Source organism: Nonomuraea sp. NPDC052634, assembly GCF_040678535.1.
GTDB classification, from domain to species: domain Bacteria; phylum Actinomycetota; class Actinomycetes; order Streptosporangiales; family Streptosporangiaceae; genus Nonomuraea; species Nonomuraea fastidiosa.
In genome coordinates this window covers 2,628,743-2,642,110 of the sequence record NZ_JBFATY010000001.1, presented here as the reverse complement: position 1 = coordinate 2,642,110, position 13,368 = coordinate 2,628,743, and the positions used below count along the sequence as shown (strand labels likewise).

Annotated in this window: 9 protein-coding genes; 4 read left to right on the top strand and 5 right to left on the bottom strand. The window is 71.2% G+C overall.

The features are described 5' to 3' along the window. Positions 1-269: 269 nt before the first annotated feature. The 5 genes from fdhD to AB0K67_RS11700 are packed head-to-tail and all read right to left on the bottom strand — an operon-like array spanning position 270 to position 6,755. On the bottom strand, positions 270-1,142 hold the full coding sequence (fdhD, locus tag AB0K67_RS11720; protein ID WP_364056840.1) for a formate dehydrogenase accessory sulfurtransferase FdhD: 873 nt from the start codon (positions 1,140-1,142) through the stop codon (positions 270-272). Beyond that, complete coding sequence (locus AB0K67_RS11715; RefSeq protein ID WP_364056837.1) at positions 1,135-1,977, bottom strand: 2Fe-2S iron-sulfur cluster-binding protein; 843 nt, start codon at positions 1,975-1,977, stop codon at positions 1,135-1,137. The genes fdhD and AB0K67_RS11715 overlap by 8 nt, the downstream gene beginning before the upstream one ends. Beyond that, entirely contained in the window at positions 1,974-3,833 is a 1,860-nt protein-coding gene (locus AB0K67_RS11710; RefSeq protein WP_364056834.1) for an NAD(P)H-dependent oxidoreductase subunit E, read from the bottom strand. The genes AB0K67_RS11715 and AB0K67_RS11710 overlap by 4 nt, the downstream gene beginning before the upstream one ends. Before the next feature lie 4 nt (positions 3,834-3,837). Then, positions 3,838-5,739 (bottom strand): molybdopterin-dependent oxidoreductase, encoded by a 1,902-nt coding sequence (locus AB0K67_RS11705; protein WP_364056831.1) that lies wholly within the window; start codon positions 5,737-5,739, stop codon positions 3,838-3,840. Positions 5,740-5,777: 38 nt separating this feature from the next. Beyond that, entirely contained in the window at positions 5,778-6,755 is a 978-nt protein-coding gene (locus AB0K67_RS11700; RefSeq protein WP_364056828.1) for a 2-dehydropantoate 2-reductase, read from the bottom strand. 199 nt (positions 6,756-6,954) lie between these two features. On the opposite strand from AB0K67_RS11700, the gene AB0K67_RS11695 reads away from it, so the two are divergent. The 4 genes from AB0K67_RS11695 to AB0K67_RS11680 all read left to right on the top strand — a co-directional run bounded on the left by AB0K67_RS11695 (position 6,955) and on the right by AB0K67_RS11680 (position 13,326). After that, the gene (locus AB0K67_RS11695; protein ID WP_364056825.1) at positions 6,955-8,205 is read left to right on the top strand and encodes a molybdopterin molybdotransferase MoeA; all 1,251 of its coding nucleotides are present in this window, start codon (positions 6,955-6,957) and stop codon (positions 8,203-8,205) included. 99 nt (positions 8,206-8,304) lie between these two features. Next, positions 8,305-9,975, top strand: coding sequence for a thiamine pyrophosphate-binding protein (locus tag AB0K67_RS11690; RefSeq protein ID WP_364056822.1), 1,671 nt, complete (start codon positions 8,305-8,307; stop codon positions 9,973-9,975). A gap of 13 nt (positions 9,976-9,988) precedes the next feature. After that, positions 9,989-11,212 carry a formyl-CoA transferase gene (frc, locus tag AB0K67_RS11685; RefSeq protein WP_364056819.1) on the top strand — a complete coding sequence of 408 codons (1,224 nt, stop codon included), beginning with the start codon at positions 9,989-9,991 and terminating at the stop codon, positions 11,210-11,212. Beyond that, positions 11,212-13,326, top strand: coding sequence for an acetate--CoA ligase family protein (locus tag AB0K67_RS11680; RefSeq protein ID WP_364056816.1), 2,115 nt, complete (start codon positions 11,212-11,214; stop codon positions 13,324-13,326). The genes frc and AB0K67_RS11680 overlap by 1 nt, the downstream gene beginning before the upstream one ends. The last annotated feature ends 42 nt before the right edge of the window (positions 13,327-13,368 follow it).

Here is a 13,368-nt window from a genome sequence, read left to right as displayed (position 1 = left end):
CGTCGTCTGGAGGAGCGGCGGGAGCGTAGCGACCAGAGCGGGGGAGGACGGTGGCGTCAAGAGCGAGCGAGCCGCCGCACGGAGTGCGGCAAATCAGACCCGCGAGGGAGCCGCCGTCGTCTGGAGGAGCGGCGGGAGCGTAGCGACCAGAGCGGGGGAGGACGGTGGCGTCAAGAGCGAGCGAGCCGCCGCACGGAGTGCGGCAAATCAAACAGGGCTGCCGCACGACTCCGCTGGGGGCCCGGCGGGTCGTGCGGCATCCCGTTTCATCACCCCGGTGGGAGTGCGCCGGCAGAGCCGTTGCCGGCGCCCGAGGTGACGCTTTCACGGGCGCTCAGCCGGTGTTCACCCGTGTAGACGTTCATCGAGTTCCCGCGCAGGAACCCGATGAGCGTCAGTCCCTCGTCGGCGGCCAGCTCGACGGCGAGCGAGGAGGGCGCCGAGACCGCGGCGAGCACCGGCACCCCGCCCATGACGGCTTTCTGCACCAGCTCGAACGACGCCCGCCCGGACACCATGAGCACGGTGCCGCGCAGCGGCAGCCGTCCTTCGCGCAGCGCCCAGCCGAGCAGTTTGTCGACGGCGTTGTGCCGGCCGACGTCTTCGCGTACGCACAGCGGCTCGCCGTCGGCCGTGAACAGGCCGGCCGCGTGCAGGCCCCCGGTCCTGTCGAAGACCCGCTGGGCGGCGCGGAGCCGGTCCGGCAGGCTCGCGACAGTCGTCTGCGCCAGCTCGACCGGGTCATCGCCCGCGTTCCAGCGCGCCACTGTGCGTACGGCCTCGAGCGACGCCTTTCCGCAGACGCCGCACGAGGAGGTGGTGTAGAAGTTGCGCGGCTCGGGTTCGGGTACGCCGGGGGCGAGCCGCACGTCGAGGACGTTGTAGGTGTTCTGCCCGTCGACGGTGGCCCCGGCGCAGTAGCGGATGGTGGAGATGTCGTCAGGCGAGGCGACGGCTCCCTCGCTGACGAGGAAGCCGGCCGCCAGGTCGAAGTCGTCGCCGGGCGTGCGCATGGTGACGGTGAGCGGGGTGCCGTTCAGCCGGATCTCCAGCGGCTCTTCGGCGGCCAGCGCGTCGACCTTGCGTACCCGGGCGGCGTCCTTCACCCGCAGGATGCGCCGTTTGACGGTGACCCTAGACATAGCCGTACCCGAAGCGGCCCTTGACGCAGAGGTTGCCCTTCGTGACGGGGTTGTCGTGCGGCGACGTCACCTTGACGATCTTGTTGTCCTGGACGTGCAGGGTGAGGTTGCAGCCGACGCCGCAGTAGCTGCAGATGGTGGTGGTCTGGGTCTGGCGGGATTCGTCCCAGGTGCCTTCCGCGCGCATGTCGTACTCGGTCTTGAACGACAGCGCCCCGGTGGGGCAGACCTCGACGCAGTTGCCGCAGTAGACGCAGGCCGAGTCGGTGAGCGGGGCGTCGAACTCGGTGGAGATCTCGGCCTCGAAGCCGCGCCCCGCGACGGAGATGGCGAAGGAGTTCTGCCACTGGTCGCCGCAGGCGTCCACGCACTTGTAGCAGAGGATGCATTTGCTGTAGTCGCGGACGTACAGGTCGTTGTCGATCTTCGCGGGCTGCTCGACGGTGGCGGCGTCGTCGCCGAACCTGGCGGGGTCGGCGCCGTACTGCTCGGTCCATTCGGCGGCGCGCGGCGTGGTGGACAGGTCGACGGAGGAGCCGAGCAGTTCCAGCACGACCTTGCGGCTCTGCCGGGCGCGCTCGGTGTCGGTGCCGACCTTCATGCCGGGCTCGGCCTTCCTGGAGCAGGCGGGCGCGAGCGTGCGCGCGCCCTCCACCTCCACGACGCAGACCCGGCAGGCGTTCTTCGGGGTGAGGGTGTCGCCGTAGCAGAGGGTGGGGACGTCCTTGCCCGCCGCCTGGCAGGCGTCGAGGATCGTGGAGCCCTCCGGCACGCGTACGGTCTCACCGTCGATCTCGACGTCGATGAGCCGGCGGGGCGGCTGGAGCGGGATCATGTGAACACTCCCAGACGGTCGATGGCCGATTCGACGGCGTTCCAGGCGGTCTGCCCGAGGCCGCAGATGGAGGCGTCGCGCATGGTCTGCCCGACCTCGCGCAGCAGCACCAGGTCGGGGTCGTCGTCGCCGCGCGGCCGGTTCGGATCGACGCGGCGGGCGAGGCGCCGCAGGGCCTCCTCCTGCCGTACGGTGCCGACCCGGCAGGGCACGCACTGCCCGCAGGACTCGTGGCGGAAGAACGCAGCGATGCGCAGCAGCAGCGCCTTGAGATCGACGCTGTCGTCGATGACGAGCACCACGCCGGAGCCGAGGGTGGCGCCCGCGTTCCTGGTGCCTTCGAAGGTGAGCGGGATGTCGAGGTCGGTGACGAACGCCCCGGCGGCCCCGCCGAGCAGCACGGCCCTGATGGTGCCGGTGGTGCCGGCCATGTCGAGCAGCTCGCGCAGGGTGGCGCCGAAGGTCAGCTCGTACACGCCGGGCCGCTCGACCGCGCCGGAGACGCAGAAGAGCTTGGGCTCGGCCGCCGCGTACGCCTGCGCGCCGCGCTCCAGGATCGGCAGCACGTTGACCAGCGTCTCGACGTTGTTGACCACGGTGGGCTTGCCGAACAGGCCCTTCTCCACGGGGAAGGGCGGCTTGCTGCGGGGCTCGCCGCGCCGCCCCTCGATGGAGTTGAAGATCGCGGTCTCCTCGCCGCAGATGTACGCGCCCGCGCCCCTGCGCAGCTCGATGTCGAACGACAGCCCCTTGCCGAGGATGTCGTCGCCGAGCAGCCCGCGCGAGCGCGCGGTGGCGATGGCGTGCTGCAGCCGCGCGGTCGCCCTCGGGTACTCGCCTCTGATGTAGAGGTAGCCCCTGGTGCAGCCGGTGGCGTACGCGGCGATCGTCATCGCCTCGATGAGCGCGTACGGGTCGCCCTCCATCACGACCCGGTCCTTGAACGTGCCGGGCTCGCTCTCGTCGGCGTTGCACACCAGGTAGTGGGGGTGGTCGGGCTGGCGGGCGGTGGCCTCCCACTTGCGCCCCGTGGGGAAGGCCGCGCCGCCCCTGCCGACCAGGCCGGACTCCAGCACCTCGCGGATCACCCCGGTGGGGCCGAGCTCGAAGGCGCGGCGCAGCGCGGTGTAGCCGCCGGCCGCCCGGTAGTCGTCGAGGCTGGCCGGATCGACCTGCCCGATCCTGCGCAGCAGCACGAGGTCCGGGTCGCCGGCCTGCGGCACGGCCTTCTCGACGGGGGTCTCGCCGGCGACGTGGACGGCGGGCGCGTGGCCGTTGGAGCCGGGCGTGGTGCCGGTGACCGTGGTGCCGGTGATGGTGGTGCCGGTGATGGTGGTGATCGTGCCGGGGGTGGCGGGGGCGTACACCTCGGCCCGGTGCGGCACGCCGGCCTCCAGGGCGAGCGCGGCGGGGGCCCGCTCGCACAGGCCGAGGCAGGGGCTCTCGTGCCAGTCCGTGCCGGGCGGGCCGAAGCGCTCTTGCACCCGGTCGCGTACGGCCTGCGCGCCCCTGGCCTGGCAGGCCAGGTCGGTGCAGACGTGCAGCACCCGCTTGGGCCGCTCCTTGACGGAGAACAGCGAGTAGAAGGTGGCCACCCCGTACGCCTCGGACGGCGGGATGGTCAGGCGCCGGCAGATGTAGTCGAGCGCGCCCTCGCTGATCCACCCGACGCGGTCGTTGACCGCGTGCAGGGCGGGCAGCAGCATGTCGCGGGCGTCCTCGGGCCGGACGGCGACCCGCAGGTCGGTCTCGGTACGGGTGCCGCCGGTCCACGCGGTGGGCGGCGGTCCGAGCAGGTCGTCGACCGCCGCGCGCTCTTCGTCGGTGGGCTTGGCGTCGCGGAATCTCAGGTCCATCTGCTCACCCGGCCTTGACGAGCTTCTCGACCCTGACCGCGGCCGCCTTGAACTCCGCCGTGCCCGCGATCGGGTCGGTGGCCTCGATGGTCAGGGAGTTGGTGTCCACCTCGTCGGGGAAGTGGAACGTCATGAACACCAGCCCCGGCCTCAGCCCGGGGTCGATGTGCACGGGGGCGACCACGGAGGCGCGCCGCGAGGTGATCCGCACCTCCTCGCCCTGGACGACGCCGAGCTTCTCGGCGTCCTCGGGGCACAGCTCGATGGTCTCGCCGCGGCGCAGCGGCGAGGGGAAGCCGGAGGACTGCACGCCGGTGTTGTACGAGTCGAGCCGCCGCCCGGTGGTCAGCCGCAGCGGGTACTCCTCGTCCACCAGGTCGACCGGCGGCGAGTGGCGCAGCACCGCGAACGGCGCGGGGTCGCCCCGCTTGGCCGGGTCGGTCTCCCACAGCCTGCCGTGCAGGTAGGGCGGCTCCAGGGAGTCCTCCGACGGGCACGGCCACTGGATGCCCTGGTGCTCTTCCAGCCGCTGGTACGTCATGCCGCGGTGGATGGGCGACAGGGAGCGCAGCTCGTTCCAGACCTCTTCGGCGCTGTCGTAGTGCCAGTCGTGGCCGAGCCTGCGGGCGATCTCGCAGACGATCCAGATGTCGTCGCGGGCCTCGCCCGGCGGGTCGAGCGCCTTGCGCACCCGCTGGACGCGGCGCTCGCTGTTGGTGAACGTGCCCTCGGCTTCGCACCAGGCGGCGCTGGCGGGCAGCACGACGTCGGCCATCTGGGCGGTCTTGGTGAGGAAGATGTCCTGGACGACCAGGTGATCGAGCATGGACAGGCGCTTGATGCAGGCGAGCGAGTCGGCCTCGGACTGAACCGGGTTCTCGCCGATCATGTAGCAGGTGGTGACCTTGCCCTCGCCCATGGCCTCCAGCATCTGGGTGAGGTGGTAGCCGTAGCGGGGCTGGATGGGGCGGCCCCAGGCGGCCTCGAAGCGCTCGCGTACGGCGGGGTCGAGGATGTCCTGGAAGCCGGGCAGGCGGTTGGGGATGGCGCCCATGTCGCCGCCGCCCTGCACGTTGTTCTGGCCGCGCAGGGGGGACAGGCCGGAGCCGTAGCGGCCGACGTGGCCGGTGAGCAGGGCCAGGTTGATCAGTGCGCGGACGTTGTCGGTCGCGTTGTGGTGCTCGGTGATGCCGAGCGTCCAGCACAGCTGGGCGCGGTCGGCGCGGGCGTAGGCGTGGGCCAGCTCGCGGATGGCGCCGGCGGGCACGCCGGTGACCTGCTCGGCCGCTGACAGCGTCCAGGGCTCGACGGACGCGGCGAACTCCTCGAAGCCGACGGTGGCCCGTTCGATGAACGCCTTGTTGTGCAGACCCGCGTGGATGATCTCGCGGGCGATGGCGTGCGCGAGGGGGATGTCGGTGCCGACGTTGAGCCCGAGCCAGAGGTCGGCCCACTGGGCGGTGCCGGTGCGGCGCGGGTCGACGGCGAACATCCTGGCGCCCTTGCGGATGCCCTTGAGCACGTGCTGGAAGAAGATGGGGTGGGCGTTGCGGGCCGCCGAACCCCACATCACGATCACGTCGGTGTCCTCGACCTCCTGGTAGGAGGAGGTGCCGCCGCCGCTGCCGAACACCGCCGACAGGCCGGCCACGCTCGGGGCGTGGCAGGTGCGGTTGCAGGAGTCCACGTTGTTGGTCCCGACGACCACGCGGGTGAACTTCTGCCCGATGTAGTTCATCTCGTTGGTGGAGCGGGCGCAGGACAGCATCGCGAAGCTGTCGGGGCCGTGACGTTCTATGTTGCGGCGGAAGCCCTCGGCTGCCGCCTCCAGCGCCTCCTCCCACGACGCCTTGCGCAGCACGCCGTTTTCGCGTACCAGTGGATGGGTCAGGCGGTCATATCCCATGATCCCTCCATTCTGTATACAATCTACGGTATTCCGGGCTACCCCGCACGGACAAGGTTCTCGTTCAACAGGTCGCTCACCGCGTGGATCGCCCTCAGGGTCGGCACCTCCGCTCCTGTCAGATCGGCCAGCTCGACCACCGCGGCCAGCAGCACGTCGAGTTCCAGCGGCTTGCCCTTCTCCAGGTCCTGGAGGGTGGACGTCTTGTGCTCGCCCGCCTTCTCCGCCCCGCGCAGGCGGCGCTCGATCGAGATCCCCGGATCGCAGCCCACCCGCCGGGCCACCTCCACGGTCTCCCGCATCATGGCCACGACCAGCTCTCTCGCGCCGTCATGGCGGCAGATCCCGGCCATCGTCGCCCGGGCCAGCGCGCTGATGGGGTTGAAGGCGATGTTCCCCATCAGCTTGATCCATACGTCCTTGCGCAGGTCGCGCTCCACCGGGCACTTCAGCCCGCCCGCGACGGCGGCCCGGCTGAAGGACAGGCACCGCTCCGACAGCCGGCCGTCCGGCTCGCCGATGGAGAAACGGGTGCCTTCGAGATGGCGGATCACGCCCGGTTCGGCGATCTCCGTCGCGGCGTAGACCACGCAGCCGATGGCGCGCTCCAGGGGCAGCGCGGCCGACACCGCGCCGCCCGGGTCGACGCTCTCGATGCGGTAGCCCTCGTACGGGCCCTTGAGCCCGTGGAAGTACCACCACGGGATGCCGTTCTGCGCGGCGATGATGCTGGTCGTCTCGTGCAGGAGCGGGCGGATCATGGGGCCGGCCGAGGCGTAGCCGTTGGCCTTGAGCCCGAGGAAGACGTGGTCCACCGGGCCGACCTCCGCGGGGTCGCCGGTGGCATGGGGATGGGCGGTGAAGTCGCCTCTGGGGGAGAGCACCCGCACACCGGCGCGGCGTATCGCCTCGAGGTGGGCGCCTCGGGCGATGAGGTGCACCTCGACTCCCGCCCTGTGGAGGGCGGCCCCCACGTATGCGCCGATGGCGCCGGCGCCAAGAACAGCGACCTTCATGCTGCGCTCCGTTCTCGCGTCGGATTGTAAGCACGGAGCCCCGTGGCAGCGGCAGTCGCTAAAAGGCGACCCGGCCGTAAGTACGGGGGCCCCGTGCTTGCGGCGGGATCGCTGGACACTCCCCACCGTGCATTCGGTATACAGTATGGAAAAACGAGGGTCAAGGAGTGTGCCTGTGACCGTTTTGTGGCATGGATCAGTGGTGGAAGCGATGACATGGCCCGCGGCACGGGCCCTCGCGGCGAGTGCGGCATGCCCTTCGAAGCCCTCGGCGGTGCCTCTTGGAGAGGCCCTCGGCTGCCGGCTGGCGGTGCCGTTGCGCGCGCTGGTCGCAGTGCCGGGCGCGGACGTCTCGGCGATGGACGGGTACGCGGTCGCGGGCGCCGGACCCTGGCGCGTGGTGGGGCGGGTGCTGGCCGGAGGAGCGCCGTACGCGGGCGAGCTGCGGGCGGGGGAGGCCGTCGAGGTCGCCACCGGCGCGCCGGTGCCGGCCGGCGCGGAGGCGGTGATGCCGTACGAGCACGCGGACCTGTCCCGGAGCGGAGTGATCGGCGGGCCCGTCGTGCCGGGCAAGCACATCAGGCGCAGGGGCGAGGACATCTCCGAAGGCGCCGTCGTGCTGGCCGCCGGGACGGTGGTGACGCCGGTGACGCTCGGGCTGGCCGCCGCGCTCGGCCACGACGTGCTGGAGGTGCGCCCCCGCCCGGGTGTCGCGGTGCTGGTCACGGGCGACGAAGTGGTGGACGCCGGGCTGCCCGCGCCCGGCCGGGTGCGCGACGCGATCGGGCCGTTCCTGCCGGGTCTCGTCGAGTGGGCGGGCGGCCGGGTCACCGGGACGGTCCGCCTGCCCGACGGCCCGGCCCCGCTGCGCGCCGCGCTCGCCGGTGCGCCGGGCGGATGGGCGGAGCCGGGGGCCGGGACGCCGGGCGGATGGGCGGAGCCGGGGGCCGGGACGCCGGGCGGGGGCTCCCAAGGCGGCGAGTCCTCAGGCGGGCCGGACGTGGTGGTCGTGTGCGGGGCGTCGTCGAAGGGGCCTGCCGACCACCTGCGCGCGGTGCTGGCGGAGCTGGGCGCGGACGTGCTCGTGGACGGCGTCGCCGTACGCCCCGGGCACCCGCAGCTCCTGGCCAGGCTGGCCGACGGCCGGCTCGTGGTGGGCCTGCCCGGCAACCCGTTCGCGGCCCTGGGCGCCGCCATGACGCTGCTCGTCCCGATCCTGCGCGAGCTGACCTGCTCGCCCGCGCCTGCGCAGACGAGCGCGCTGTCCGGCGAGGTGCGCCCGCACCCGCGCGACACCCGGCTGGTGCCGGTCAGGTGGTCGGGGCGGGGCGCGGTCCCGGTGGGGCATGACCGGCCGGGTTCGCTGTGGGGCGCGGCGCTGGCGGACGCGCTGGCCGTGGTGCCGCCGGGGTGGTCCGGCGAACAGGTCGAGCTGATCGAGTTGCCCTAGGGGCCTAGACACGCCCTTCCGGAGAGAGTAACCATTGCGTTCATACGGTATGCAGTATGCGGAAGACAGCGAGGCTCGTCGCCAGGAAAGGGTTGCACGATGTCGGAAACGATCTCCGGTGGTCATCTCGTAGCCAAGGCGCTCAAGGCCGAGGGCGTGGACGTGATCTACACGCTCTGCGGCGGCCACATCATCGATATCTACGACGGCTGTGTCGATGAGGGCATCGAGGTCATCGACGTACGACACGAGCAGGTGGCCGCACACGCAGCCGACGGCTACGCGCGCATCACCGGCAAGCCCGGCTGCGCGGTCGTGACCGCCGGGCCGGGCACCACCGACGCGGTGACCGGCGTGGCCAACGCCTTCCGCGCGGAGAGCCCGATGCTGCTCATCGGCGGCCAGGGAGCGCTGAGCCAGCACAAGATGGGCTCACTGCAGGACCTCCCGCACGTGGACATGATGAGCCCGATCACCAAGTTCGCGGCGACGGTCCCCGGCACCGAGCGGGTGGCCGACATGGTCTCCATGGCCTTCCGCGAGTGCTACCACGGCGCTCCGGGGCCGTCGTTCCTGGAGATCCCGCGCGACGTGCTCGACGCGAAGGTGCCGCTGGAGAAGGCGCGCATCCCCAAGCCCGGCCACTACCGCGCCTCCACCCGCCAGCAGGGCGACCCCGAGGCCATCGAGCGGCTGGCCGACATGATCGCGCACGCCGAGAAGCCGTGCATCCTGCTCGGCACCCAGATCTGGACGTGCCGGGCCACCGACGCGGCCATCGACTTCGTCAGGACGCTGAACATCCCGGCGTACATGAACGGCTCGGGCCGCGGCACGCTGCCGCCCGGCGACCCGCACCACTTCCAGCTCAGCCGCCGCTACGCCTTCACCGAGGCCGACCTCATCATCATCGTCGGCACCCCGTTCGACTTCCGCATGGGCTACGGCAAGCGCCTGTCGCCGACGGCCAAGGTCGTGCAGATCGACCTCGACTACCGCACCGTCGGCAAGAACCGCGACATCGACCTCGGCATCGTCGGCGACGCCGGCCTCATCCTGTCGGCCGTCGCGCAGGCCGCGAGCGGCCGCATCGACAACAGCGCCGCCCGCCGCAAGGAGTGGATGGACGAGCTGCGCACCGTCGAGACCCAGGCGTACGAGAAGCGGCTGCCCCGCCAGCTCTCCGGCGCCAGGCCCATCGACCCCTACCGCCTGGTCCACGAGATCAACGAGTTCCTCACCGAGGACACGATCTACATCGGCGACGGCGGCGACATCGTCACCTTCTCCGGCCAGGTCGTCCAGCCCAAGTCGCCCGGCCACTGGATGGACCCGGGCCCGCTGGGCACGCTCGGCGTCGGCATGGCCTTCGCGATGGCGGCCAAGCAGGCCCGCCGCGACAAGGAGGTGCTGTGCCTCTTCGGCGACGGCGCCTTCAGCCTCACCGGCTGGGACTTCGAGACCATGGTCCGCTTCGACCTGCCGTTCATCGGCGTCATCGGCAACAACTCCTCGATGAACCAGATCAGGTACGGCCAGGCCGCCAAGTACGGCCAGGACCGCGCCCGCGTCGGCAACACGCTGGGCGACGTCCGCTACGGCGAGTTCGCCAAGCTGCTCGGCGGCTACGGCGAGGAGGTCCGCGACCCCGCCGAGATCCGGCCGGCGCTGGAGCGGGCCCGCGAGTCCGGCAAGCCCTCGCTCATCAACGTCTGGGTCGACCCAGAGGTCTACGCCCCCGGAACCATGAACCAGACCATGTACAAGTAGGGAAACGGTGCAGATGACGGCTCTCGAAGGTGTCCGCGTCCTTGACATGACCCATGTCCAGTCGGGCCCGTCGGCCACCCAGATGCTCGCGTGGCTGGGCGCCGACGTGATCAAGCTGGAGGCCCCGACCGGCGACATCACCCGGCAGCAGCTTCGCGACGTACCCGGCGTCGACAGCCTCTACTTCACGATGCTGAACTGCAACAAACGCAGCATCACGCTCAACGTGAAGACCGAGCGTGGCAAGGAGATCTTCACCGAGCTGGTGAAGCGTGCCGACATCCTGGTGGAGAACTTCGGCCCCGGTGCGGTGGACCGCATGGGCTTCCCCTGGGAGCGCCTCCAGGAGCTGAACCCGCGCCTCATCTACGCCTCGATCAAGGGCTTCGGCCCCGGCCGTTACGCCAAGTTCAAGGCGTACGAGGTGATCGCGCAGGCGATGGGCGGCTCGATGAGCACGACCGGTTTCGAGGACGGCCCGCCGCTGGCCACCGGCGCCCAGATCGGCGACTCGGGCACCGGCATCCACGCGGTCGCCGGCATCCTCGCCGCCCTCTACCAGCGCAACCAGACCGGTCGCGGCCAGCGGGTGCAGGTGGCCATGCAGCACGCCGTGCTGAACCTGTGCCGGGTGAAGCTGCGCGACCAGCAGCGCCTGGCGCACGGGCCACTGCGCGAGTACCCGAACAAGACGTTCGGCGACGAGGTGCCGCGCTCGGGCAACGCCAGCGGCGGCGGCCAGCCCGGCTGGGCGGTGCGCTGCGCGCCCGGCGGCCCGAACGACTACATCTACGTCATCGTCCAGCCGGTCGGCTGGAAGCCGATCGCGCACATCATCGGCCGTCCCGAGCTGGCCGACGACCCCGAGTGGGCGACGCCGGAGGCCCGGCTGCCCAAGCTGGACAAGATGTTCCAGCTCATCGAGGAGTGGACGATCCGCCACGACAAGTGGACGGTGCTCGACCGGCTCAACGCCGAGAACATCCCGTGCGGCCCGATCCTGTCCACCAAGGAGCTGGTGGAGGACCAGAGCCTGCGCGAGGAGGGCATCGTCGTCACCGTCGATCACCCCGAGCGCGGCGAGTTCGTCACCGTGGGCAGCCCGCTGCAGCTCTCCGACTCGCCGGTCGAGGTCCGCACCCCGCCGCTGCTCGGCGAGCACAACCAGGAGATCTACGGCGAGCTCGGCGTGAGCCCCGAAGAGCTGGCCGAACTCAAGACGAACGGAGTCATCTAGTGCCTGCCAGGGACGTCATCGACAAGGCGCTGGCCGAAGGGCGTACGGCCCTGACGGCGCCGGAGGGCAGGAAGCTGTGCCAGGCGTACGGCATCGCCACCCCCGGCGAGGGCCTGGCCACCTCGGCCGACGAGGCCGCCCGGCTGGCCGGGGAGATCGGGTTCCCGGTCGTACTGAAGATCGTCTCCCCCGACATCCTGCACAAGACGGACGCCGGCGGCGTGCTGGTCGGCCTGAAGAGCGCCGACGAGGTGCGCGAGGGCTACGAGAAGATCCTCGCGAGCGCCCGCGCCTACAACCCGGACGCGAGGATCGACGGCGTCCAGGTGCAGCAGCTCGTGGGCGGCGGACACGAGGTCATCGTCGGCGCCGTCACCGACCCCACCTTCGGCAAGGTCGTGGCCTTCGGCCTGGGCGGCGTGCTCGTCGAGGTGCTCAAGGACGTGACCTTCCGGCTCGCCCCGGTCTCGGGCGATGATGCGCTGAAGATGCTGGACGACCTCAGAGCGGCCGACGTGCTCAAGGGCGCGCGCGGGGCCGAGCCCGCCGACCGCCGGGCGCTGGCCGAGCTGATCGAGCGGGTCGGCCGGCTGGTCACCGACATCCCCGAGATCGTCGAGGTGGACCTCAACCCGGTCTTCGCCGACGCGAACGGCGCCGTGGCCGCCGACGTGCGCATCCTCATCGGGCAGCCGGCGCCCGAGGCCGAGCGCCTGCCGCGCGAGGAGATCCTGCGGCAGATGAACCGCATCTTCAAGCCGCGCTCGGTCGCCGTCATCGGCGCCTCCGCCGAGACCGGCAAGATCGGCAACTCGGTCATGCGCAACCTCATCAACGGCGGCTACCAGGGGCGGATCTATCCGATCAACCCCAAGGCCGACGAGATCATGGGGCTCACGGCGTACAAGAGCATCGGCGACGTGCCGGGCGACGTGGACGTGGCCGTCTTCGCCATTCCCGCCAAGTTCGTGGCCGCCGCGCTGGAGGAGGCCGGCCAGAAGGGCGTCGCCGGCGCGGTGATGATCCCGTCGGGGTTCGCCGAGACCGGCAACGTGGAGGGCCAGAAGGAGATCGTCGAGATCGCCCGCAGGCACGGCGTGCGCATGCTCGGCCCCAACATCTACGGCTACTACTACACGCCGGAGAACCTCTGCGCGACCTTCTGCACGCCGTACGACGTGCGCGGCAGCGTGGCGCTGACCTCGCAGAGCGGCGGGATCGGCATGGCCATCCTGGGCTTCAGCCGCACCACCAAGATGGGCGTGTCGGCGATCGTCGGCGTCGGCAACAAGGCCGACGTGGACGAGGACGACCTGCTCACCTTCTTCGAGCAGGACGACAACACCCAGGCCGTGGCCATGCACCTGGAGGACCTCAAGGACGGGCGCGGCTTCGTCGAGGCCGCCCGCCGCGTGGTCAAGCAGAAGCCGGTCATCGTGCTCAAGGCCGGGCGCACCGCCATGGGCGCGCGGGCCGCGGGCTCGCACACCGGCGCGCTGGCCGGCGACGACAAGGTCTACGACGACATCCTGCGCCAGGCCGGCGTGGTACGCGCGCCCGGGCTGAACGACATGCTGGAGTACGCCCGCGCGCTGCCGATCCTGCCGGCGCCCAAGGGCGAGAACGTCGTCATCATCACCGGCGCGGGCGGCTCCGGCGTGCTGCTGTCCGACGCCATCGTGGACGCCGGGCTGACCCTCATGGACATCCCCGGCGACCTGGACGCGGCGTTCCGCGCCTACATCCCGCCGTTCGGAGCGGCGGGCAACCCCATCGACATCACCGGCGGCGAACCGCCCTCGACCTACGAGAACACGGTGCGGCTCGGCCTGTCCGACGAGCGCATCCACGCGCTGGTCCTGGGCTACTGGCACACGATCGTGACGCCGCCGATGGTCTTCGCCGAGCTGATCGCCCGCGTGGTGGCCGAGGAGCGGGCGAAGGGCAACATCAAGCCGGTCGTGGCGTCACTGGCCGGCGACACCGAGGTTGAGGAGGCCAGCGAGTACCTGTTCGAGCGCGGCGTGGTCGCGTACCCGTACACGACGGAGAAGCCCGTGGCGGTCCTCGGTGCGAAGTACCGCTGGGCCAGGGCGGCCGGGCTGCTGGGCTAAGAGCCGAGCCGCAGCAGTACCAGGCGAGGGGGCAATTCGGGG